Annotated in this window: 20 protein-coding genes; 8 read left to right on the top strand and 12 right to left on the bottom strand. The window is 70.5% G+C overall.

Features of this window, described 5'->3' with window-relative positions; translation table 11 throughout:
• Positions 1–75 precede the first annotated feature (75 nt).
• Positions 76–867 (bottom strand): IclR family transcriptional regulator, encoded by a 792-nt coding sequence (locus ACFV20_RS13755; protein WP_385655908.1) that lies wholly within the window; start codon positions 865–867, stop codon positions 76–78.
• 69 nt (positions 868–936) lie between these two features.
• Entirely contained in the window at positions 937–1,806 is an 870-nt protein-coding gene (gene purU / locus ACFV20_RS13760) for a formyltetrahydrofolate deformylase (protein WP_385655910.1), read from the bottom strand.
• 194 nt (positions 1,807–2,000) lie between these two features.
• Between purU and ACFV20_RS13765 the strand changes: the two genes are divergently transcribed.
• The gene (locus ACFV20_RS13765) at positions 2,001–3,143 is read left to right on the top strand and encodes an aromatic ring-hydroxylating dioxygenase subunit alpha (RefSeq protein ID WP_385655911.1); all 1,143 of its coding nucleotides are present in this window, start codon (positions 2,001–2,003) and stop codon (positions 3,141–3,143) included.
• Between the two features lie 87 nt (positions 3,144–3,230).
• Here the strand turns inward: ACFV20_RS13765 and ACFV20_RS13770 are convergent, their stop codons facing one another.
• The 3 genes from ACFV20_RS13770 to ACFV20_RS13780 are packed head-to-tail and all read right to left on the bottom strand — an operon-like array spanning position 3,231 to position 6,071.
• Positions 3,231–3,848, bottom strand: a complete 618-nt coding sequence (locus ACFV20_RS13770) for a hypothetical protein (protein ID WP_385655913.1) — start codon at positions 3,846–3,848, stop codon at positions 3,231–3,233.
• Positions 3,849–3,894: 46 nt separating this feature from the next.
• The gene (locus ACFV20_RS13775; RefSeq protein ID WP_385655914.1) at positions 3,895–5,649 is read right to left on the bottom strand and encodes an ankyrin repeat domain-containing protein; all 1,755 of its coding nucleotides are present in this window, start codon (positions 5,647–5,649) and stop codon (positions 3,895–3,897) included.
• A gap of 50 nt (positions 5,650–5,699) precedes the next feature.
• On the bottom strand, positions 5,700–6,071 hold the full coding sequence (locus tag ACFV20_RS13780; RefSeq protein ID WP_385655916.1) for a hypothetical protein: 372 nt from the start codon (positions 6,069–6,071) through the stop codon (positions 5,700–5,702).
• Between the two features lie 215 nt (positions 6,072–6,286).
• Between ACFV20_RS13780 and ACFV20_RS13785 the strand changes: the two genes are divergently transcribed.
• On the top strand, positions 6,287–7,285 hold the full coding sequence (locus tag ACFV20_RS13785; protein WP_385655918.1) for a YdcF family protein: 999 nt from the start codon (positions 6,287–6,289) through the stop codon (positions 7,283–7,285).
• A 68-nt stretch (positions 7,286–7,353) separates the two neighbouring features.
• On the opposite strand, the gene ACFV20_RS13790 is transcribed toward ACFV20_RS13785, so the two are convergent.
• On the bottom strand, positions 7,354–8,151 hold the full coding sequence (locus tag ACFV20_RS13790; RefSeq protein WP_385655920.1) for a DUF427 domain-containing protein: 798 nt from the start codon (positions 8,149–8,151) through the stop codon (positions 7,354–7,356).
• A 363-nt stretch (positions 8,152–8,514) separates the two neighbouring features.
• On the opposite strand from ACFV20_RS13790, the gene ACFV20_RS13795 reads away from it, so the two are divergent.
• On the top strand, positions 8,515–9,504 hold the full coding sequence (locus ACFV20_RS13795; RefSeq protein WP_385655922.1) for an aldo/keto reductase: 990 nt from the start codon (positions 8,515–8,517) through the stop codon (positions 9,502–9,504).
• A 30-nt stretch (positions 9,505–9,534) separates the two neighbouring features.
• Here ACFV20_RS13795 and ACFV20_RS13800 read toward each other — a convergent pair whose 3' ends face one another.
• Together ACFV20_RS13800 and ACFV20_RS13805 are read right to left on the bottom strand one after the other, a co-directional pair.
• A complete protein-coding gene (locus ACFV20_RS13800) occupies positions 9,535–10,800 on the bottom strand; it encodes an MFS transporter (protein WP_385656104.1) in 1,266 nt (421 codons plus the stop codon).
• A gap of 17 nt (positions 10,801–10,817) precedes the next feature.
• Complete coding sequence (locus tag ACFV20_RS13805; protein ID WP_385655923.1) at positions 10,818–11,357, bottom strand: ArsR/SmtB family transcription factor; 540 nt, start codon at positions 11,355–11,357, stop codon at positions 10,818–10,820.
• A 254-nt stretch (positions 11,358–11,611) separates the two neighbouring features.
• On the opposite strand from ACFV20_RS13805, the gene ACFV20_RS13810 reads away from it, so the two are divergent.
• Positions 11,612–12,010 (top strand): hypothetical protein, encoded by a 399-nt coding sequence (locus ACFV20_RS13810; RefSeq protein WP_385655925.1) that lies wholly within the window; start codon positions 11,612–11,614, stop codon positions 12,008–12,010.
• A gap of 179 nt (positions 12,011–12,189) precedes the next feature.
• Positions 12,190–12,591, top strand: a complete 402-nt coding sequence (locus tag ACFV20_RS13815) for a DUF6193 family natural product biosynthesis protein (RefSeq protein ID WP_385655927.1) — start codon at positions 12,190–12,192, stop codon at positions 12,589–12,591.
• On the opposite strand, the gene ACFV20_RS13820 is transcribed toward ACFV20_RS13815, so the two are convergent.
• A complete protein-coding gene (locus ACFV20_RS13820) occupies positions 12,580–13,401 on the bottom strand; it encodes an IS5 family transposase (RefSeq protein ID WP_385656106.1) in 822 nt (273 codons plus the stop codon). The genes ACFV20_RS13815 and ACFV20_RS13820 overlap by 12 nt on opposite strands.
• A 266-nt stretch (positions 13,402–13,667) precedes the next feature.
• Between ACFV20_RS13820 and ACFV20_RS13825 the strand changes: the two genes are divergently transcribed.
• Positions 13,668–14,546: a hypothetical protein gene (locus ACFV20_RS13825; protein ID WP_385655929.1), complete on the top strand. Its 879-nt coding sequence runs from the start codon at positions 13,668–13,670 to the stop codon at positions 14,544–14,546.
• Between the two features lie 85 nt (positions 14,547–14,631).
• On the opposite strand, the gene ACFV20_RS13830 is transcribed toward ACFV20_RS13825, so the two are convergent.
• The 3 genes from ACFV20_RS13830 to ACFV20_RS13840 all read right to left on the bottom strand — a co-directional run bounded on the left by ACFV20_RS13830 (position 14,632) and on the right by ACFV20_RS13840 (position 17,331).
• Positions 14,632–14,829 carry a hypothetical protein gene (locus tag ACFV20_RS13830; RefSeq protein WP_385655930.1) on the bottom strand — a complete coding sequence of 66 codons (198 nt, stop codon included), beginning with the start codon at positions 14,827–14,829 and terminating at the stop codon, positions 14,632–14,634.
• 417 nt (positions 14,830–15,246) lie between these two features.
• Entirely contained in the window at positions 15,247–16,302 is a 1,056-nt protein-coding gene (locus ACFV20_RS13835) for a terpene cyclase (protein WP_385655932.1), read from the bottom strand.
• Positions 16,303–16,338: 36 nt separating this feature from the next.
• Positions 16,339–17,331, bottom strand: a complete 993-nt coding sequence (locus tag ACFV20_RS13840; RefSeq protein ID WP_385655933.1) for an SDR family NAD(P)-dependent oxidoreductase — start codon at positions 17,329–17,331, stop codon at positions 16,339–16,341.
• 558 nt (positions 17,332–17,889) lie between these two features.
• Here ACFV20_RS13840 and ACFV20_RS13845 point away from each other — a divergent pair.
• Both ACFV20_RS13845 and ACFV20_RS13850 read left to right on the top strand, forming a co-directional pair.
• Positions 17,890–18,549, top strand: coding sequence for a hypothetical protein (locus ACFV20_RS13845; RefSeq protein WP_385655935.1), 660 nt, complete (start codon positions 17,890–17,892; stop codon positions 18,547–18,549).
• A gap of 790 nt (positions 18,550–19,339) precedes the next feature.
• A complete protein-coding gene (locus ACFV20_RS13850) occupies positions 19,340–20,062 on the top strand; it encodes an N-acetylmuramoyl-L-alanine amidase (protein WP_385655937.1) in 723 nt (240 codons plus the stop codon).
• The last annotated feature ends 311 nt before the right edge of the window (positions 20,063–20,373 follow it).

Consider the following 20,373-nt stretch of genomic DNA (forward strand, 5'->3'; position numbering starts at 1 on the left):
AACCGGCACCCGATACCGGTTCCCGACCGCCGCGCGCCGTGCGGGTCCTGTCCTGACCGGCGACCCGGCCGGGCCTCAGCCTTGGTGGCCGAGACGGCGGCTCAGCTCGTCCGCTCCCGTCACGAGCAACCGCGCCAGTTCGTGCATCCGCTCCTCGGTCATCCGGAACGCCGGCCCTGACGCGCTGAGAGCGGCGACGACCTGGCCCTCCTGCGAACGTACGGGCGCGGACACCGCGTTGAGGCCCTCCTCGTATTCCTCCACGGTGATGGCGTAGCCCTGTTCGCGGGCCTCGGCGAGGTCCGCCTCCAGCTTCTTCCTGGACGTCACCGTGTGCGGTGTCATACGCGGCAGGCCTGTGTCGGCGAGGAGCTCGTCGCGGGCCCCGCGGTCGAGGTGGGCGAGGAGGATCTTGCCGCTGGACGTGCAGTGCAGCGGAGTCTGCCGTCCCACCCAGTTCTGCGCGGCGATGGCCGAGGTGCTGCGCACCTGGTAGAGGTTGATCGCGTGGTGGGACTCGAGGACGGCGATGTTCATCGTCTCGCCCACCTCGTCGATGAGACGCTCGCAGATGCCCCGCCCGTGCCGCGTGACGGCGATACGGCCCGTCACCGCGCCGGCGAGGCGCACGACGCCGAAGCCGAGACGGTACTTGCCGCGCTCGCTCTCCTGCTCGACCATGCCGTGCGCTTCCAGCGCGCCGAGCAGACGGAAGGCGGTGGACTTGTGGACGTCGATCGCCGCGGCCACCTCGCTCACGCCCGCCTCGCCGTGCTGGGCGAGGATCTCCAGCACGGCGACAGCGCGGTCGACGGACTGCACTCCGCCGCTCGGAGCGGCTGCGGACTCGACACCGTGGTTGCTCATGACGAAACCCTAGGTGAATCAGTCAACAGGTGTGAGGGGGGAGGCTGATTTCCTCGGTGGCAGCCTTCCTCAGCGGAAGACGACCGTACGGTTGTCGTTGACCATGACGCGGCTCTGGCTGTGCCACTCCACCGCCCGCGCCAGGACCTGCGCTTCGACGTCACGCCCCAGGGCGACCAGGCTGTCCGGCCCCTGTGAGTGGCTCACCCGGACGACGTCCTGCTCGATGATGGGCCCCTCGTCGAGGTCCGGGGTCACGTAGTGGGCCGTCGCTCCGACGAGCTTGACGCCGCGCTCGTGCGCCTGGACGTAGGGCCGGGCGCCCTTGAAGCTGGGCAGGAAGGAGTGGTGGATGTTGATCGCGCGGCCTTCGAGCTGCTTGCACAGGTCGTTGGACAGGATCTGCATGTAGCGGGCGAGGACCACCAGGTCGATGTCCAGCTCCTCGACGAGCTCCAGCAGCCGCGCCTCCGCCTCGGGCTTCGTCTCCTTGGTCACCGGCACGTGGTGGAACGGGATCCCGTAGCTCTCGGCGAGCGGCTCGAAGTCCCGGTGGTTGGAGACGATCGCCGGCACGTCGATGTTCAGTGCGCCGGTACGGCAGCGGAAGAGCAGGTCGTTCAGGCAGTGCCCGAACTTCGACACCATGATCAGCGTGCGCGTCGGGGTCGACGCCTCGTACAGCTGCCAGGAGATCCGGTACGCCTCGGCCACCGGGGCGAAGCCGGACCTGAGGTCCTCCAGCGACATGCCCGGGTCCGTGACGTCGAAGTGCACCCGCATGAAGAAGCGGTCCTTGAGCCGGTCGTCGAACTGCTGGCTCTCCTGGATGTTCCCGGAGTGCCGGACGAGGAAGCCGGTGACGGCGTGGACGAGGCCCGAGCGGTCGGGGCACGACAGGGTGAGGACGAACTCGCGGCCGGTGGGTCCAAGAGACACTGAGCCCTCCCTGAGGGGAAGTGCGTATTGCGCAACAGTGGGACTGATGCGCAACATCGTCCTGGCTGCGACGGTTCCCGGTCAAGGTCTTGACAGTGCTTCGGGCGGGCTGCACTGTGAGTTGCGTAGCAAGCATTTCGTTGCGCATGAGGCAACCACTCGCCCGATCGGGGCGCTTCACTCCGAGGGGAACCATGACCACGACCGGCCTGCCCGACAGCCTGATCGCGACCCTCCCCGGTGACCACTACACGGACCCGGAGATCTTCCGCCTGGAGCAGGAGCACATCTTCGAGTCCATGTGGTTCTGCGCGGCACGCTCCTCGGAACTGGCGAAGCCGGGTGCCTTCCGGACCGTGGACGTCGGGCGCGAGAGCATCCTGCTGACCCGCTCGCGGGACGGCTCCGTCAAGGCCTTCTTCAACGTGTGCCGGCACCGCGGCGCCAAGCTGTGCACGCAGGAGTCCGGTGAGGTGAAGCGGGCCTTCCAATGCCCGTACCACGCCTGGACGTACGACCTGAACGGCAAACTCGTCGCGGCCCCGAACCTGACGAAGATGCCCGACGTCGGCCGCACGGAGTTCGGCCTGGCGGGCGTGGCGGTGCACGAGTGGCTCGGCTACGTGTGGGTGTGCCTCGCCGAGAACCCACCGTCGTTCGAGGATTCCGTGATCGCCGACGTGGTCGCGCGCCTGGGCGACGCCGAGTCCATCGAGCGGTACGACGTCGAGAGTCTGGAGGTCGGCCGGCGGATCGTCTACGACGTCAAAGCCAACTGGAAGCTCATCATCGAGAACTTCATGGAGTGCTACCACTGCGCGACGATCCACCCCGAACTCACGGAGGTGCTGCCGGAATTCGCCGACGGCTACGCCGCGCAGTACTACGTGGGCCACGGCGCGGAGTTCGGCGCGGACGTCCAGGGCTTCACCGTCGACGGCTCGCAGGGCCTGGACCGCATTCCGGGCGTCACCGAGGACCAGGACCGCCGCTACTACGCGATCACCGTCCGGCCCCAGGTGTTCGTCAACCTCGTCCCGGACCACGTGATCCTCCACCGGATGTACCCGGTCGCGGTGGACCGGACGATCGTGGAATGCGACTGGCTGTACCTGAAGGACGTGGTGGACAGCGGCCGGGACGTCAGCCGGTCCGTGGAACTGTTCGACCGGGTCAACAGGCAGGACTTCGACGCCTGCGAGCGCTGCCAGCCGGCCATGAGCTCACGCCTGTACGCCAAGGGCGGCGTCCTGGTGCCCAGCGAGCACCACATAGGAGAGTTCCACGACTGGGTCCAGGCCCGCCTCGGCACCCGCGCAGACCTCGCGGAGCGCTAGCCGCTGACGCCCCCGCGAGCCACCCGGCGAGGACCGGGCGACTCCGCCCGCCCGCGCGCCACGGACCGGATTCCCCGGCCACCACAGCTACCCGGGCCGGTGACAGAGGAAGCAGCCTTCCCAGTAGGGGAGCCCGCTGAGGACGCGGTGACGCGCGCACGACGCCGTCGCCGCCTCGTCCGGCCCCGGGAAGTGCTGACAAGGACCGCTGCCGGCCGGCGGGGTGAAGTGCTGCACCATGACCCGGAATTGGTCCAGGTGATCACGCACGCGCGGCGGGTGACAGCCCAACTCGCTCCAGCGGTGCCCGCTCGCCGCAAGAGTCGTGGCGCGCAGTACGAAGCCCTTGGACCGCGCGCGCTCGGACTCGCCGGTGCCCCAGTCGACCTCCTCCAGAGTGAAGCCGACCGCACCGCGGCCCATCATGTTCTGGTCCTGCAAAGTCAGTAGCGCCGCGAAGCGAAAGTCCCAGGCTTCGCTTGCAAGAGCGGACACGGCGAGCATCAGCACCTCGACGAACACCTCGGTGCCGCCATTGGACAGATCCAGCTCTCGGCCCCCACCGGAGAAGACGTTCGCCACCTCATTACCGTACCGCCGGGCTGCGATCTCCCTGATCTGCGCTGCCACTTCAACGCGGGGGATGTTCTGCTCGGAGCGATTCGCGGTGCGTGAAGCACGCCGCGCAGAGTCGAGGAGGCGCACCTGCCTCCCTGGGCAGTGCGCCTCCCCGGGCCCACGGCGTCGGGCCTCAGCGCTGGAGGTGCGAGGGCAGTGGCACCCAGCGGCGCGGGGCGTGGCGGTCCGTGACGTCCCGGCCGTCGTGGATCCTCAGCCCGGCCGCGGCACAGGCGTAGGCGAGGGTGTCGGCGTCGTGCGGGAAGGCGGACCCGCGCTGCCAGAAGCGGAAGTGCCAGTGTGTGGCCGGGTCGTGGTTGTCCGGCGGGAGGCCTATCTCCTCGTGCTCGACGACTTCGCCATCGCGGGCCAGAGTGCCGAATGTCCCGCCCTTGGGGTTGAAGTAGATTCCGTAGGCGGCGGTGCCCGCCGATATCGCCCGCAGTACCGCGTCGTCGCTCGGCATATAGCCGTCCTGCGTGATCACGCAGCCACCAGGGGCCCCGGGCACCCCCGTCACGCCCACGTAACCGAGGGACTCGTCGTAGTCCATCGGATCACAGGGCGCGTGCCCGGAGTCTGCGTTCGGGCACTGCGCGGGGTCGGCGCCGAGCCGCCGGATCACCTCGTCCTCGCTCAGGCCCGGCACGAAGCAGATGCCGAGTCCTTCGGTCCACAGCTCCTGCTCGCCGAAGGCCGCGATGAGCGCGTCCGCTGCCTCGAACGCCGCGGCTTCGTCGGCCGGCAGCTCCACCGCCCCCGGCAGATCCGCGACGAGTGGCGCGAGCGAGGTCGTCAGCAGCAGCCGGCCCGGGGACCAGGCCCCGCTCTGCGGCGTCCACACATCGGCCCCGGCGTCGATCAGCGCCTGGACACTGCCCTCGTCCACGCAGCAGGCGGCGTACCACAGCGGTGTGTGTCCGTCCTCGTCACGTGCGTCGACCTCCGCGTGATGCGACAAGAGCGCGGCGACCGCTTCCGCCGCCCCTTGTTCCGCCGTGAGATGCAGGGGAGTGGTGCCACGCCATCCGACGAGGGCGTCGGGCGGTGCCCCTGCCTCCAGCCGAGCACGGATCAGGGCCGCGTCCCCCCAGTCCTCGTACCCCACGTGCTGCCAGTCGGCCCGCGGCGCTGCGCGCCTGCGGGCTTCCTCCTGGCGGCGCAGCATCTCGCGCTGGTGCCGACTCAGGGGCGGCGCCAGGAAAGCAGGCGGTCCGCCCATCTCCACGTATCCGAAGGAGCCCGGCTGCTCCGACTGATCCGGCGGCTCGAGCCCCGGCCACACCTCGAGCGCCCGCGCCGAGGCGGCATGGAGGGCCGCCACGTCGACCGCGGTGCGGGTCTCGGCAATCCCCTCGTCCGGCCACTCCACCACCAGTTGAGCCTCACCGGCGGGGGGCAGCTCTGCCAGATACAGATCGACGTCGGTCTTGAAGAGGGACCTGCGGGAATGGTGCAGGCCGGGATCCAGCGGGATCAGCCCGACCGCTTGCGGTGTGCAGGCCACGGTCACCTGTCCCTGCGCATCGGTGAACTCCACGCTCCGGTCCGTCGTGCCGTCCAACGAGGTCACCCGGCGGCCGTCGGAGAACAGCAGGCCCACCCGCAACCCGGACTGCCGCGCCGCAGCCGCGCTTAGTGGGCGGGTCCTGCGGAAGACCGCCAGATGCAGGGTGGCTGCCTGCGGCCATACGGACCATCCCGTCAGCAGCACCTTCGTGTCCGGACCGGTGCCGAGCACCTCAAGCTGCGACAGCAGCGCCGGAGCGAACCAGTCAACCGGCGGCGCGTACCGCCCGGCGTCCTCTTCCGGCGGGCCCAGCCTGACCAACACCGTCCGCTCGGCGGCCGGTTCCTCCGGTAACACCAGATCGTCGAAGAATCCCATGCACCGATCGTGGCAGAGGGGTCTGACAACCGGCCCGGACACACATCGCGTCAGGTTCCCGCAACGAGCTGTCCGTTCACGGCCCGGTGGTGGAGGCGCTGGTGCCACACGTCGGCGTCCGGTCCGGGATCGGTGGTCAGGACCGGGTTCGGACCCGTCTCGATGAGGTGGAGAAGCGTCCACGCGACGCCGTAGCAGTCGTCCGGACCGAAGCAGCCGTAGCAGTCGTCCGGACCGAAGCAGGAGACGAGTGCTCGGGCTTCTTCCCCCGTGACCGGCTTCGCCATCGCTTCGAGCGGCTGAACGCGCCTGTCGAGCTCTTCTTCGCCCGCGTCCCAGTCGGGAAGCGGGCCGGCGGCGACGAACACCTGCACTTCGGGTCTCGTGGGTGAATGATCGGCTGCTTGCGTTGCTTCAGGCATGACCTCTTGGCTCGTCGCCCTCGCCTCAGTGCGCGAATGTGCCGGATCCGGCCCTGTCGAACGCCCCGGCGCCTACCCGTGTTCGGCGTACCACGGCAGGTCTGGGAGGATGTCCGCCAACCGTCCGTACCCGGGTTCGGGAACCCGGGGGGCGGGAGAGGGCTGGCAGGTCCGGGCAGTGGCCCGGCGGGCGGGAGAGCGGAGCGGTGCGGCACATGCCGGAGTACCCGGAGTATCTCGCCGCGGTCGTGTTCGCCGCGGGCGGCGTCGTCAACGCCCTGGTGGCACCGCACCGGTTCTCCACCGCCGTCCTGTGCTGCCTCGCGGTGACCTCTGCCGGAATCGGCGTGGCCGCGCGCAGCGCGGAGGCCCACCCGGCCCTCGCCACCGTCCTCGCCGTCGTCGCCCTGTTCCTGGCGCTCGCACTCGGCCTGCTGCTGCTGGCCGACGGCGTCCTCCTGGTCCGGCGCTACGGACCGCAGGCAGCCCTGCTGGCGACCGGGGCGGCCGGTTGCGCGGTGCTGGCGGTGCTCGGCCTCGACGCGGCCTTCTATGCTGCCGACGGCCACGCGTTCGGTGCCCTCATGCTCGCGGTGAACGCGGCCGCGGGATACCTCACCCTGCTCTTCCTCGTCTTCGCCGGCTACGTGTTCGTCCGGGGGCGTAGCACCCCCCTGCCGGACACCACGCACGTCGTCGTCCTGGGCGCCGGTCTCGATGGCGACCGGCCCGGCCCGCTGCTGACCCGCAGGCTGGAGCGCGCCCTCGCCGTCGACGCCGCCCGCACACCCGACATGCCTCGTGTGGTGTTCGTCCTCTCCGGCGGCCAGGGCGACGACGAGGTCCGCTCCGAGGCGGACGCGATGGCCGACTATCTCCACGGACGCGGAGTGCCCGCCGACCGGATCGTGCGCGAAGACCGCTCCGTCAACACCGGTCAGAACCTCCGCTTCAGCGCAGCCCTCGTGGACGGCACCCCTGACGGCCACCGCGCCACGGTGGTCACCAGCGCCTTCCACGTCTACCGCACGACCCTGCTGGCCCGACGCGTCGGCGTGCCCGTGCACGTCGTGGGCGCGCCGACCTCCCCCGCCTACTGGCTGGCCGCGACACTGCGCGAATTCGCCGCCGTCCTGTGGCTGGACCGCCTCCCCCTGATCGGACTCAGCCTGCTGCTGGCGGTGCCGGTGGCGACGGCAGTCTTCGAGCACTGACGCGCCGGCTCCCACGCCTGACCTGTTCGCGGGGACCCGGGACACCAAGGGCTCGCACCAACGTCGCCTCACCACAGCCGGGTGCCCGGGGCACCCTTGAACGGCCCCCGCACCTCCGCGGTGATCCATCCGCCGTAGAAGTCCCCCTCCTGCGCCGTGACCTCCTCTCCGTCGACCGTGCAGCGGTCCACGCGGCTCGGGTAGAAGGCGAGGAACCCGGCGAGGGATGCGTAGTCGGGCTCCGGACGGGGGTAGCTCCAGGCGGCACGAGAACGCACGTCGTCACCCACGACGACGTCCCAGTACCGGGCCGCCCCCTTCCACTCGCACCAGGTCCGGCCCGCGACCGCCGGGAACACGAACTCCCCGCGGACGTCCTGCGCGGGGATGTAGAAAACGGGAGGATGGCTGGTCTCCAGTACCCGGACGGCGCTGCGGGTCTCCGCCACCACCTGGCCGGCGCACTCGACCCGCACGTGACGGTCGTCCTCCCGTATGACGGGCGGCCGCGGGTAGTCCCAGACCGACTCGGGCGTGCGCGAGGCGGAACGCGGCACGGGCCCTGCCAGCGGGTCCAGATACACCTCGTCCTCGTAGCACCACGCCCAGTGCCGGTCGCGTGCCAAGGCGCGTGCCACCGGGTGTGCGCTGGAGTCGAAGTGGGCCGTGGCGTGAGCGCCGGGAGAGCTTTCGCTGCAGCCCACATGGCCGCAGGTCAGGCACAGCAGCAGGTCGGCCGGTGCGCGTCCGCGCGCCGCGCAGGAGGCACACGTCTCACTCAGCGGGGGTGGGTCCGCGGTCCAGGTGTGGGAGCAGGGTCTACCCGAGGGCCGTCCGCCATCGGGACGGGGAGTCCATCTGGTCATCGGTGATCACCGGCCTGTTCCGTCGACGTCACACCCTGTTTCGTTCCGACATCGCGCATGAGATGCAGGCCGCCGGGCCCTCTGTCCCCAGCGGCGACCTCGGGGCAGGAGACACGCGCCACCCCTCCTGCCCCGGAGCGTCACACGGCCGAGGCACCCGTCCAGGAGCCCCGGGCCTTCGTCACATCCCACTTGCCATGGAGTGCGCTCGAAGTCATAGCGTCGAAGACACAACGGAGCCCGAGGCCGTCTCGGCGCCCGCTCCTTTCGGGATGCCGGGCCACAGCACCTGTGCCTGGATGGACAGGAGGCCTCGGGCCGCCCGAACGACGATCGAACGTGCAGGGAAGGCTGGGACACGACATGCAGAAGCGTAGTCTCCGGGAATTGCAGGTATCGGCCATCGGCCTGGGATGCATGGGCATGTCGGCCTTCTACGGGACCGCCGACGAGGAGGAGGGCGTCGCGACGATCCGGCACGCCCTCGACCTGGGGGTGAACTTCCTCGACACCGCGCAGATGTACGGCCCGCTCACCAACGAGTCCCTCGTCGGCGAGGCGATCCGGGGGCGCCGCGACGAGTACGTGATCGCGACGAAGTTCAATTACCGGATGGACGACGCTGTACCGGGCGACATCAGTACGGTCGGCCCGCAGGACGGTTCGGCCGCACACGTCCGGAGCTCCGTCCACGGCTCCCTGAAGCGCCTGGGAACCGACCACATCGACCTGTACTACCAGCACCGGGTCGACCCGAACGTGCCCATCGAGGAGACGGTCGGCGCGCTGGGCGAACTGGTCGCCGAGGGCAAGGTGCGCCACATCGGACTGAGCGAGGCGAGCGCCCAGACCATCCGGCGTGCCCACGCCGTACACCCGGTCACCGCCGTGCAGAGCGAGTACTCGCTGTGGTCGCGGGACGTGGAGGCCGAGGTGCTGCCGGCCTGCAGGGAGCTGGGCATCGGCTTCGTGGCGTACTCACCCCTCGGCCGTGGCTTCCTCGCCGGGCGGTTCACCAAGCCGGAGGACCTGGACGCCGACGACTGGCGCCGCCAGAACCCGCGCTTCCAGGACGCCAATCTGGAGGCGAACCTGCGGCTGGCGGCGAAGGTGAAGGAGATCGCCGCCGAGAAGGAGGTCACGCCCGCTCAGCTGGCCATCGCGTGGGTGCTGGCCCAGGGCGAGGACCTGGTGCCGATCCCGGGCACCAAGCGCCGCACCTACCTGGAGCAGAACGCCGCCGCCGTCGACATCGAGCTGACGAAGGACGACCTGGCCCGCATCGACGCGGAGCTGCCCGAGGCGGCCGGCGAGCGGTACGACGAGGCAGGGATGCGGTCCATCAACCGGTAGTCAGAGGAGCGCGGCAGGCGTTACACCACGTCAGGTGCGCTCTGACAGGGCAGATCCCCCGGGTGCCGGGTGCTCCGGTCCGCCGGCCGGGGCCGCGGCACGCAGCGCCGCCTCGACCCGGCGGTTGTTCGTCATGGTCGCCGTGACGGCCGTCATGGTCAGGAGGAGCCCGGCGGCGGCGTAGAGCGGGGTGCGGATGCCGTAGGCGGTCGCCAGCCAGCCACCGAGGAACGCCCCGACGGGGGCTGCGCACATGGCCAGCATGCGGGAGGTCGAGGCGACCCGCCCCATGAGGTGTCCGGGGACGATCGCCTGCCGGAGGGAGGGCGCGAGCACCATCGTGGCGCCCATGCCGGCCCCGCAGACGGCGAGCGCCAGCCCGGCCACATACGGGTTGCGGACCGCCGCCAGGCCCAGGATGGCGAGTCCTTCGACGGCGGCCGTGCAGGTCAGGGCCGTGCCGGTGCCCAGTCTCCGGCCAAGGGACGAGGCGATACCCGCACCCAGCAGCCCGCCGGTGGCCTCCGCGGTGAGGAGCAGACCGAAGCCGTAGGTGTCGATGCCGAGGCGGTCGTGCGCGAACAGGGCGAGGACCGTCTCCACGGCGAGGAACGCGATGTTCCCGACTGCCGGGCGAAGCGCGAGCCCCAGAAGCAGCCGGTCCCGGAAGACGTACGAGGCGCCGGCCCGCGCCTGGACGAGCAGCGGCTCCCGGGTCTCCGGGACGGGCCGGCCCACGGCGGGAAGGGACCGCACCAGCAGCGCGGACATCGTGAACGACAGCGCGTCGGCGAGCAACGGCACCGCCCGCCCGAGCGCGAGCAGCGCGCTGCCCGCGGGCGGTCCCGCGAAGCCGGACATGGCGGTCTGGGCGCCCCGCAGACGCGAGTTGGCGCGCTGGAGGAGCGCGGGGTCGCGGCCGAGCAGGTCCGGCAGGTAGGCCGTGGCGGCGGTGTCGAAGAAGAGTCCGCCGAGGCCGAGCAGGAACGCGACGGCCGCCAGCAGCGCGATGCTCAGCACGTCGAGCACGGCCGCCGCCGCGGGGATCGCGAGCAGCACCGCACGCGCCGCGTCCGTGACCCACATCGTGCGCCGACGGTCCCAGCGGTCCACCAGCGCACCGCCGAGCACCCCGAAGAGCAGCCACGGCAGCGTCCCGGCGGCCGTGACGACGGCGAGAGCCATCGGATCACGCGTCAACGTCAACGCCAGCAACGGCAGTGCGGCATGCGACACCCCGTCACCGAACGAGGACACCGTCTGGGCGGTCCACAACCGTCCGAACCCGAGCGGCAACTTCCGCACGTCCGCCCTCACTTGGCGCCCCCTGCGGCCTGCTCGCGCGGTGCCGGACGGAACAGCGCGAACACGAGGGACGCGTCCGGCAGTGACGGATCGGACAGCTCCCGGTACTCGTCCGCCAGTGCCTCCAGGCGCGCCCCCAGCTGCGCGAACTGTTCCTCCGTGAGCCGCAGATGCGCCATCCGCACGTGCCGTTCGGCCTCCTTCGGCGACGCCTCCAGGTCCGCCACGGCATGCCGCATCAGCACATCCGGCCCGCCCTCACCGGGGTCCGGCAGCACGATCGACCGCGCGGCCATCGCGTAGTACCGCTCGGTGACCCCCCGCACCTTCCGTGTCCGCACCACCTTCACCAGACCGGCCCGCTCCAACAGCCGCACGTGATAGCTGGAGCTGCCCTTCGCGAGGCCCACACGCTCGGCGATCTGGGTGATCGTCGCCGGCTCGAAACGGAGGACGGCCATGATCCGGTGGCGGGTGAGATTGGAGACGGCGCGCAGCTGCTCGTCCGTGGTCACGTGGAACGTCTCGGGGACGTCGTCGTCAGGCATGCGAGCAATGGTCAACGATTCTTGACCATTGGGCAAGCGAATTGACGACAGCACTGGCCGGCCGCTGGAACCGGCCGGAAGTTCCGCGCACACCGAGGGCGTTGAGGGCTACGCGTCCGGTCCCATGGGAAAGCCCGCGTTGCCCATGGCGGCCCCCCTGACAGTTGTCAGGGACCTACGGGACCCCTGCGTACCTAGCATGACGAACCAGCTGGACACACCTGGTGCCGGTCACCCGAGAGGACGTAGAACCGATGACATTTCGACCCCGCCGTCCGGGCGTGCTCATCACCGCACTGGCCACCGCCGCCACCGTGCTGGGCCTGGCGACGCCGGCGGACGCCGCCATCCACCGGTGCAGCATCTCCGGGGACATGACGAACTGCACGACGGTGACCGGGATCGACCCGGGTTCCTGGCTGCAGATGCGCACCGGTCCCGGGTACGGGTACTCCAACGTTCCCCACGGCACGCTCCTCAACGGTGACGAGGTCGGCCTCACCTGCTGGACGACCGGCGACGGCGCGGCGGACAACCCCAACTACCGGTACTGGATGCTCATCGACCTCGGAGTGCGGTCGGGCTACGTCAACGACTGGTACCTCAACACCGGCGACCCCAGCGTGTGGCAGCAGCAGATCCGCCATTGCTGAGACCGTGTTTCAGATCCGCTCTGTCTTGCGGCTGAGGTGCCGCCGGAGTGTCCGGTGCTGTTGAAGGAAGTGCCTGACGGAAGTGGCAGATGTGGTTCCGGTGAGGCAGTGCCTCATCAGCGAGGAAGGTGAACGGCGGTCTACGAAACATCCGTTGCAGAGTCAGCTAGCGTCGGGGCATGGCAGAGAAGGACATACTCGGGACAGCGCCAGATGACCCTGTGGCAGCCAAGTGGCAGGTCGTGCGGGACATGGACGCGGACCTCATTGACACAGCCCTGGTAGAGGCGGCATACGCCAACCCTGCCCTCCGGGTTCTGTTTCCGCTGGTCAGCCATGGATCGCTGCAGTTCAGCCGGTGCACCCGCTTCCCTTGGTCGCACGACCTGCCCTCGATCTTCCCCCACGGCGAACGGCACTTCCGTGTTCGTCGGCTGTATGAGCCGAACGGTTCGGGGCGGGAGCACATCGGTGGCGCAGTTACTGCCGATGAGGCCGTGGAACTCGTGGCCTCGCACCTCCCCCTAGGCTGTGGTCCTGCCCTTGACGGCACGCCCGACGACCTCGAGTCACTCAGCTGAGTCACCTAGCTTGTCCGGCTGCGGTGCGTACGAGCGGGTGCGGGCCCGACCGCGTCGCCGGTCGGCCGCGGTGAGTCGGCGGACCATGATGCCGATCATCGCCCAGCGGATCACGGTCTCGGATCGGGCCGGAATGGCCTCGTAGACCCGGGCGAGGCGACGGTGGGCGGTGAGCCAAGAGAAGGTGCGCTCGATCGCCCACCGCTTGGGTTGGGCCTGGAAGCCGCGCTGGCCAGGGTCTTTGCGGACGATGTCCAGCTCGCGGCCGAGGACCTGGGCGGTCCGATCGACCAGGCGGCCGGCGAAGCCCTGATCCGCCCAGTACTTCTGGATCTGCGGATGGTCGAGCCGGGCCCACAAGAGCGCTCGGGCGCCGTCGCGGTCCTGGACGCTCGCGGCGACCACGTGGACCGCAATGAGCTGGCCGAGGGTATCGGTGACCAGGAACCGCTTGCGACCCTTGACCTTCTTGCCGGCGTCGAAGCCCCTTGTTGCGGCGGGGACGGTGTCAGCGGTGCGGATGGACTGCGAGTCGATCAGGCCGGTGCTCGGTTCGGCATTGCGGCCGTCCGTCTCTCGCACCCTGTCCCGCAGTGCGTCGTGGACGCGCTCGCCGGTGCCGTCGTCGTGCCACCAGGTGAAGTACCAGTACACCGTCGGCCATGGTGGGAAGTCCTTCGGCAGCTGCCGCCAGGCGCACCCGGTCCGCACCACGTGGAAGATCGCGTCCACGATCCGACGCCGCGGGTGTTTCTCCCGCCGCCCGCCCTTCGGTCCCACCCGCGTCGGCGGCAGCAACGGCTCCACCAGCGTCTACTGCTCGTCAGTCAGGTCCTACGGATATCAGCCCCCAGAACCACTCACGAGAGTTCAACGAGCACGTCAGCCCACGGCTACGACAGATCTCGAACACGGTCTGAGGTCGTCCTGGCGGGGTGGTGGACGGCCCTCCCCGCCGCGGCCGTACCGCAACCGAACGGTGTCCGAGCCGAGGGGTTGTTATGACCGTCGTCATGATGGTTGCTGCCTCCCGGTGGTCGCCGTAGCCGAGCAGGACGAGCCGGGAGGGCCTGGGAGTGAGCGAAAACGTCGCACGGGCGATGTGGGAGAGGTTCGAACCGGTCCACCAGCTGGTCTACTTCACCCCCGAGGTGCGCGAAGCCGCGGAGGAACTCGGACTGCGCGGCTACTGGATGGGCTACTTCGCCCTGCGCGCGGCGCCACTCGGCCCTGTTCCTGCCTCCGTCGTCACCAGCTGCTTCTACGTCTTCCACCCCGACCGGGCGGCGAGCGCGCTGCCCGACGCCTGGGCTGCCGCGTCTCCGCAGCAGGTGATCGAGGCGCGCGAGCGGGCCGTCGGCGCCGCGATGACGCACCTCTACGGTCCCGACGTCGTTGCCTCCGCCGAGCTGTCCGAGGCCGCTGACCTCGCCTGGGAGGCCGCCCTGGCGGCGGACACGGCGGGCCGGGTGCTCGGCGCGGCCAACCAGGCTCTGCCCCGCCCGGCCCAGGCCCATGTCAGGCTCTGGCAGGCGGTGACCACCCTGCGCGAACACCGCGGCGACGGCCATGTCGCCGCGCTGGTCGGCCGTCGTCTGGGGCCGGTCGAGGCGCTGGTGCTGAAGAGCGCGACCGGGGAGACCGACGCCGAGTTCCAGCGACGCGTCCGTCGATGGAGCGCGGAAGAATGGCGTTCGGCGCAGGCCACGCTGCGCGAGCGGGACTGGATCGACGAGGAGGGACGCCTCACCAAGGCTGGAGCGGCCGCTCACGAACAGATGGAAGCGGACACGGACGCGGCGGCGGTCACACCATGGCAGACGCTCGGCGCCGACGGCACCAACCGCCTCGCCCACCTTCTTGAACCGCTCGCACGACGGGTCCTGGACTCCGGAATGGTGCCGACAGGTAACCCCGTGGGGTTGACGGAGAGTACATGGGGCTCGCGGGGGTGACGCCTGTGACCGCACCGCACCGCACCGCACCGCACCCGGAAGACGAGCGGGTGGGGCCGGTGGTGCGAGTGGCCGTCGCGGCACCCTAGAGCTTGGGACCGGGATTCTTGGGTTGCCCTCCCATGCGGTGGTCGCTCCAGTCGATGCCGTCGTCGTGCTCCTTGCTCGCTGCGAGTCCGAGGAAGCCGAGGAGCGGGGCCGCGATGAGGACGGCTCCGCACAGGCTGCCGATCGCGACGTAGGCCGCGGCGGCGGCGACGGCCCAGAACAGGACGTCGCACACGATCCGGGCCCACAGGGGGAACGGGGCACGCCACGTGTGATAGCGGCGGTAGACACGTACGAGCTTGCCGGAAGCGCGCTTGGATCGGCCGGCCCCTCTGGGACCCGTCCTTGCTGAGCGGCCGCTGCCGCGCGAACGTCCCCGCCTGTCGTCCATGGCCTCTGTGTCCCTTCCAGTGCGCTGTCGACCACAGCACCGCGTCGCCCCCGGTGAAGGTGCGTGGGCATGCCGAGGGTGAGCAGCTGCTGTCAGGTGTGCAGGACACGCGCCCCCCGTCCGGTGGTTGCGGCGAGCGAGGGCCTACATGCGTTCGAGGCGTCCGGACCGCCCATCGCCGCCGATTCCGCCTCTCCCGAGGGCCCGGCCGAGATGCGCTGACACCGCCGGCGGCGGCGAAGGCGGGAAGGAACCGGTCGGTCACTGAGCCGGGAATGATCTCGGTCCGGGACGCGGTGACCGGCGGAAGCCGGTGCGCAGGATCTGGCCGAAGTGGCCGGGGCCGGAGGGCGGCACGACCCGGGGTGCGTTCCGGTAGCGCTGGGTTCCGGTCTGCCAGGCGTGGTATCCGCTCATCCACGCGGTCATGACACGGACGTAGGCGGCGACGTCGGACCGCTCCCGCTCGGAGAGCGCGAGCTGTGCGCAGACGGCGGGCACCTGTCCGGCTTGCTCCTCGAAGCGCTGGACGCGCCGGTCCACCTCGTTCCGGGCCGCGGCGAGGGCTTCGCCGCGGGTGAGGTGCCGGGCCCGCTCGAGGACGAGGACGAGGTTGTCCATGTCGCCGCGGGACTCCTCCTTCTCCAGGGAGTACACGTCGTTGCACATCAGAGTGACGTCGATGGCGGCGCGGCGCATGATGCGCAGCTCGGGACTGTGGAAGGCGGACGCGGGGACGGTGAGGCCGGCCGTGAGTTCCCCGAGGGAGAGGGGCAGGTCGGTGGCCGCGATGCCGCGTCTGACCTGCAGGTAGGCGTCGAGGTCCGCCGGGGTGCCGCGCAGGCGACCCCGCGCTTCGTGGGCATGCGCGGCGAAGTAGTACTCCCATTCGTGTGCGGTACGGGCCGTCCAGCCCGGGTGGGCCCCTCGGGTGCTGCGGGCCCGGATGTCGGCGAACGCCATGGTGCAGGGGTCCGCGCCGGGCGGCGGCGGTGCGCCGTGCGCGATGTCGATCAGCGCCTGGCAGACGCGGGCGGTCTCGGCGGGGTCCCGGCCGAGTGGACCGTCGAACTGGTCGTCGAAGACGAAGAAGAACCCCATCGCGTCCGCCAACAGGTCCAGGGCCGGGCCCCGGGCGTGCGGAAAGCCGAGCGCGGCCAGGCGCGGCATGTCCCAGGACAGGTACCAGTCCAGGGACCGGTCGTCATCGGCCAGACCGGTGCGGCGCACCCAGGCCAGGTTGTGCCGGCGGGCGCCCTCGAGACAGGGGCTGATCTCCGTGGCGGCGGGAAGGCCGAAGTCCATGTCCTGTGGCACGGGTCCTCCGGGAGCCGTGGCGGCGGTGTGAGCACGTCATGGGCGGGAGGCCGGGGTCGTGAGGTCGAGTGCTGTGGGTTCGGCTGCCCCGGCGCCCAGCCGGGCGAAGGAGAAGCCCATGGACTCGCTGACGCTCCCCGGTGTGCGGAACGCTCCGGTGTCGCGGATCCGCGCGAAGCCGTCCCGGACCATCTCCGGGGTGGGATCCTCCGGCCACACGACGCCTTCAGTGGCGCCCAGGAAGATGCTGGCGGTGCGGCGGCCCGCCGCATGGAGGAGTTGCCCGGTGCAGGGGGCGCTCTCGTGGGCCAGCAACGCCACCACCGGGGCGACGTGCCGGGCGGGGAACAGGTCGGTGAGCAGCGCGGTCGTCCGTTCGTCGTTCCGGACCGCCTCCAGGGACATACGGGTCGCCGCGACGGGCACGACTGCGTTGACCTTGATGCCGTGAGCGGCGCCTTCCGCGGCCGCGGAGGTGGTCAGCCCCAGCACCGCGCCCTTGCCCGCGGCGTACGCGCTGAGACCGGTGTCGCCGAACAGGGCGTCGGAACACGTGTTGACGATCCGCCCGTACCCGGCGGCCGCCATGTGCGGCCACACGGCCCGCAGCATGTTCAGCGTCCCGCCCGCATGCGTGTCCAGCACCCGCCGGCAGTCGTCGTCGGTGAGCTCGTCCAGCGGGCGCAGGATCGAGATACCCGCATTGTTGACCAGGGCGTCCAGCCGTCCCCACCGCTCCAGTGCGGCCGCGGCGAGGGCGCGCGCGCCGACCGCGGTGGCCACATCGTGGTCGTCCGCCAGCGCTTGCCCGCCCGCCGCCCGGATCTCCCCGACCACGGCCCGCGCGGGCGCGGGCGACGCCCCGTGTCCGTCGGTCGCGGTCCCCACGTCGTTGACCAGGACCCGCGCGCCGCGCGCAGCAAGGAGTCCCGCGTACTCCCTGCCCAGTCCCCGGCCCCCACCGGTCACCACGACCACACGGCCATCGAAACGGACCTCGTCACACCCCTCGTCCACCGGGCCACCCACCCCTCCTCTACGGCGCACCGGGACGGCGGTTCCCCTCCCGGGCAACCGCCCACCCTGCTCCGGCAGCCCACGTCGGGGTAGGGGGCGCGCAGATCGAGTGGACGCAACCCTGCACACCCCACCTGCCGTCGCACGCTGCGTGGACCCACCCACGCCCCGGTTCGCGCCCTCGCGTGCCTGGGGCCGGTCCGGATCTCCACAGCCACCGGACGCCGGTCGCACGTCGTGCCTCGGCCTCCAACGAGGTCATGCGCCATTTGCTGCCTCCCCCACTCGAACCAGCCTGGAACGACCCGCCCGCTCGGGTGATGAGACGGCGGGAACGAAGCCGATGCGGACGTCAGCCTGTGGATGTCACCTCGCCTTGCCTCGGCGAGGCGCAGCGCATCGGAGACCCGTATCGCCCGTCCGCGCCGCCGGGCGCGCACGGGGCGGGGCCCGGCGTCAGGATGGTGCTGCGTCTCCCGGGAGGTGTCGGCCCGCGTCTCCCGGCCGGCGGGTGGCCGACCGACGGCCCGCCCGGCCATCACGGCCCGACTGGCGTTCTGGAGGTACCCCATGCATGACATGCCGCTCACCAGGAGCGTCGGTGAACTGCTGCACCGGCGGCACCGTGCCTCCCGGGACGCCCGCCCCGCGTCACGGCCTGACGGCTACGGCCTGGACGTCTGGAGAGCGGGCCAATTCACCTCCGGAACGCTCGCACCGCAGGACGAGGCGAGGCTCGCCGACGAGGTCGCGGAACTCCTCCCGCACAGCTGGGACATCCCCACCAAGTCACGGGAAGCCCTGATGACGATCATCGATCATCTGGGCGGCCAGCGGGAGTTGATGGCCTGGCTCGACCGCCACCCGGGCCGTCCGCGCATGATCGCACGGCTGTACGTCCTCATGGGGCACCTCGACCGCTACAGCGACGACGCCACGGTGGTGGGCGCCCTGCGATCCGCCCGGGAACAGGACCCTTTCCCGGCGGGGCTGCGCGGCTACCTGCTGCCGCAGACCACCGACGAGACCCTGGGGACGCTGGCCAGCCGCATGGAGAAGCTCCTCGCGGAGCAGCGGGAGGAGGAAGCGACTGCCCTGGCCCTGGCGACCACCGCATGGCTCGAGGGCGTCCCCGAGAACGCGGACAGCCCGGGTCCGGCGGTGCTGGAAATGGGCAGCGTGATGGGGCATCTGCATCAGGACATCGAAGAGTCCGCCGGACACCGGTGAGCCTCTGACGTCGCCGGCGCCGCACCCCAGAACGGGTTCGCGGGGCGGGTTGCGACCCTCGGGGCGCCGAAGTCGAGCGGCGCCACGCCCTCCCGGTGCAGAAACCCGGCGTGGCGCAGCACATCGCCGGAACCCAGCGACGACCTGGGCGGCGGTGGCGAATCGATCGCGCGGTTCCGCGCGGCTGTCGGGACCGTCAACGCCTGTTCCGGCCGCGTCAGTTGTCGTTCAGGTCCTCTGGACTGTCGGGCTTCTGCACCGACCAAGCCCACGCCTGGCTACGCGGCTTGGCGCGCGCCGCGCTGGGCCAGGCGCGGAGTGTCGTCACAGTCGACCACACCTGACGGCCTCACCCGCGGCATGCCGTGGGGCCGTGCGCAGGAGAGCGCGGGGGAGGGGCATGACCACGCGGAGATGGTCAGGGTGGCTCTGGCTGCTGTCGGATCTGCCGAGGTGGGTGGCGGGCGGCCGGGGGTGTCGCCGAGCAGCACGGACGCACGTCCCGACCGGAATTGACAGGGTTTGCGCATGGCGCGAACCTGGAAATAGACGCCCTGGACGGCCCCTCAGAAGTCTGCCTCTCCACCGGACTCGCGTTCGCCGACTCCGGCCGCGCCGAGGGGAGCGAGACGGTCCGCGTTCGGTTCGGCACCCCTCACTCGGCACCCCTCACTCGGTCATCAACGCGGCAGGCGTCAGCCGTCGCCGGTCACCAAGGCGGTGCCGCAACTCCTCGTCCGGCCATCGGATCTCCTGTCGCGGAAAGTTGCGCAACTGAAAGGACGGCATCATGCAAAAGTCGAATGTTGACGACACTGACGTGAGGGCGGCCATCAGCAGGCCTGGCACCGGTGACGGACCCGGCACCGACAACCTTGACGACCTTCCGGAGAGCGACTTCGTCGGCTTCGCCGAGGACGACGCACGGCCCGGCTCACAAGCGAGCGCCACCATCCCTTACGACTGCCCTGTGGCGGATTTCATCGACGAGCTCAGCGCTACGGGTCACGTCACTCACACGTCGTACAAGAAGACGTCGGTCACGCTGCACCACAACGCCGGCCGGCTTTCGCACCAGGGTGTGCTCGACGTCTGGAGAGTACGTCCGGCCTCGGCCCACTTCGACGTGGACGCCGCCGGCGCGGTCGCTCAGTACGTGAAGGTGTACGAGTACGCCTGGGCCGTCGGCAACACCGTCGGCAACCAGAGCTCGATCAGCATCGAAATGGCGAACGCAACGCTCGCGCCCGACTGGACGGTCGGCGAGGCCACTTGGAGGAACGCCGCCCGCCTGGCCGGCTGGCTCTTCGCCGAGGTGATCGGCGAACGCCCCAGCGGGAGCAACCTCTTCTACCACCACCACTGGTCCTCGACCGTCTGCGCCGGTCCGTACATGGACCAGATCTACGACGAGGTCCTCGCCGCGGCGCAAGTGGCGTACGACTACTTCAAGGACGCACACCCCACCCACCGCCCCGAAACCGAGCCGGTACCAGCGGAGCACCAACGCTGACCCCAATCTCACGAGCCGACCCGCTCACGTCCGCCTTGGGGCTCCTGCGGGCCAGAGGTCTCAAGGCCAGAACCAGGTCTTGGCCGGCTCGCCACTGCCGACCGTCGTGCACCCCGCGTGGCCCGCGCCTGGCCCGCGTCGGAATTTCCCGCAGGGAACGGTTTGATTTGGCTGGTGAGAGACCAAAGCGAGACAATGAAGGTGAGCTCGATTCTGAGCCGCATGAGGAGTGGAATCCCCTGATGTGCTGAATTCAACAACTCTGGGATCTGTGTATGGGTGGTTCTGCGCAGCGGCTGAGTCAGCCGGGA

Origin of the sequence: Streptomyces sp. NPDC059696, from assembly GCF_042733745.1 — a bacterium.
Classification (GTDB): Bacteria; Actinomycetota; Actinomycetes; order Streptomycetales; family Streptomycetaceae; genus Streptomyces.

Coding starts and splice junctions, on each gene's coding strand:
- ACFV20_RS13755 (WP_385655908.1), bottom strand. CDS start 867: ATGAGCAACCACGGTGTCGAGTCCGCAGCCGCTCCGAGCGGCGGAGTG.
- ACFV20_RS13765 (WP_385655911.1), top strand. CDS start 2,001: ATGACCACGACCGGCCTGCCCGACAGCCTGATCGCGACCCTCCCCGGT.
- ACFV20_RS13775 (WP_385655914.1), bottom strand. CDS start 5,649: ATGGGATTCTTCGACGATCTGGTGTTACCGGAGGAACCGGCCGCCGAG.
- ACFV20_RS13780 (WP_385655916.1), bottom strand. CDS start 6,071: ATGCCTGAAGCAACGCAAGCAGCCGATCATTCACCCACGAGACCCGAA.
- ACFV20_RS13785 (WP_385655918.1), top strand. CDS start 6,287: ATGCCGGAGTACCCGGAGTATCTCGCCGCGGTCGTGTTCGCCGCGGGC.
- ACFV20_RS13790 (WP_385655920.1), bottom strand. CDS start 8,151: ATGACCAGATGGACTCCCCGTCCCGATGGCGGACGGCCCTCGGGTAGA.
- ACFV20_RS13795 (WP_385655922.1), top strand. CDS start 8,515: ATGCAGAAGCGTAGTCTCCGGGAATTGCAGGTATCGGCCATCGGCCTG.
- ACFV20_RS13805 (WP_385655923.1), bottom strand. CDS start 11,357: ATGCCTGACGACGACGTCCCCGAGACGTTCCACGTGACCACGGACGAG.
- ACFV20_RS13810 (WP_385655925.1), top strand. CDS start 11,612: ATGACATTTCGACCCCGCCGTCCGGGCGTGCTCATCACCGCACTGGCC.
- ACFV20_RS13815 (WP_385655927.1), top strand. CDS start 12,190: ATGGCAGAGAAGGACATACTCGGGACAGCGCCAGATGACCCTGTGGCA.
- ACFV20_RS13845 (WP_385655935.1), top strand. CDS start 17,890: ATGCATGACATGCCGCTCACCAGGAGCGTCGGTGAACTGCTGCACCGG.
- ACFV20_RS13850 (WP_385655937.1), top strand. CDS start 19,340: ATGCAAAAGTCGAATGTTGACGACACTGACGTGAGGGCGGCCATCAGC.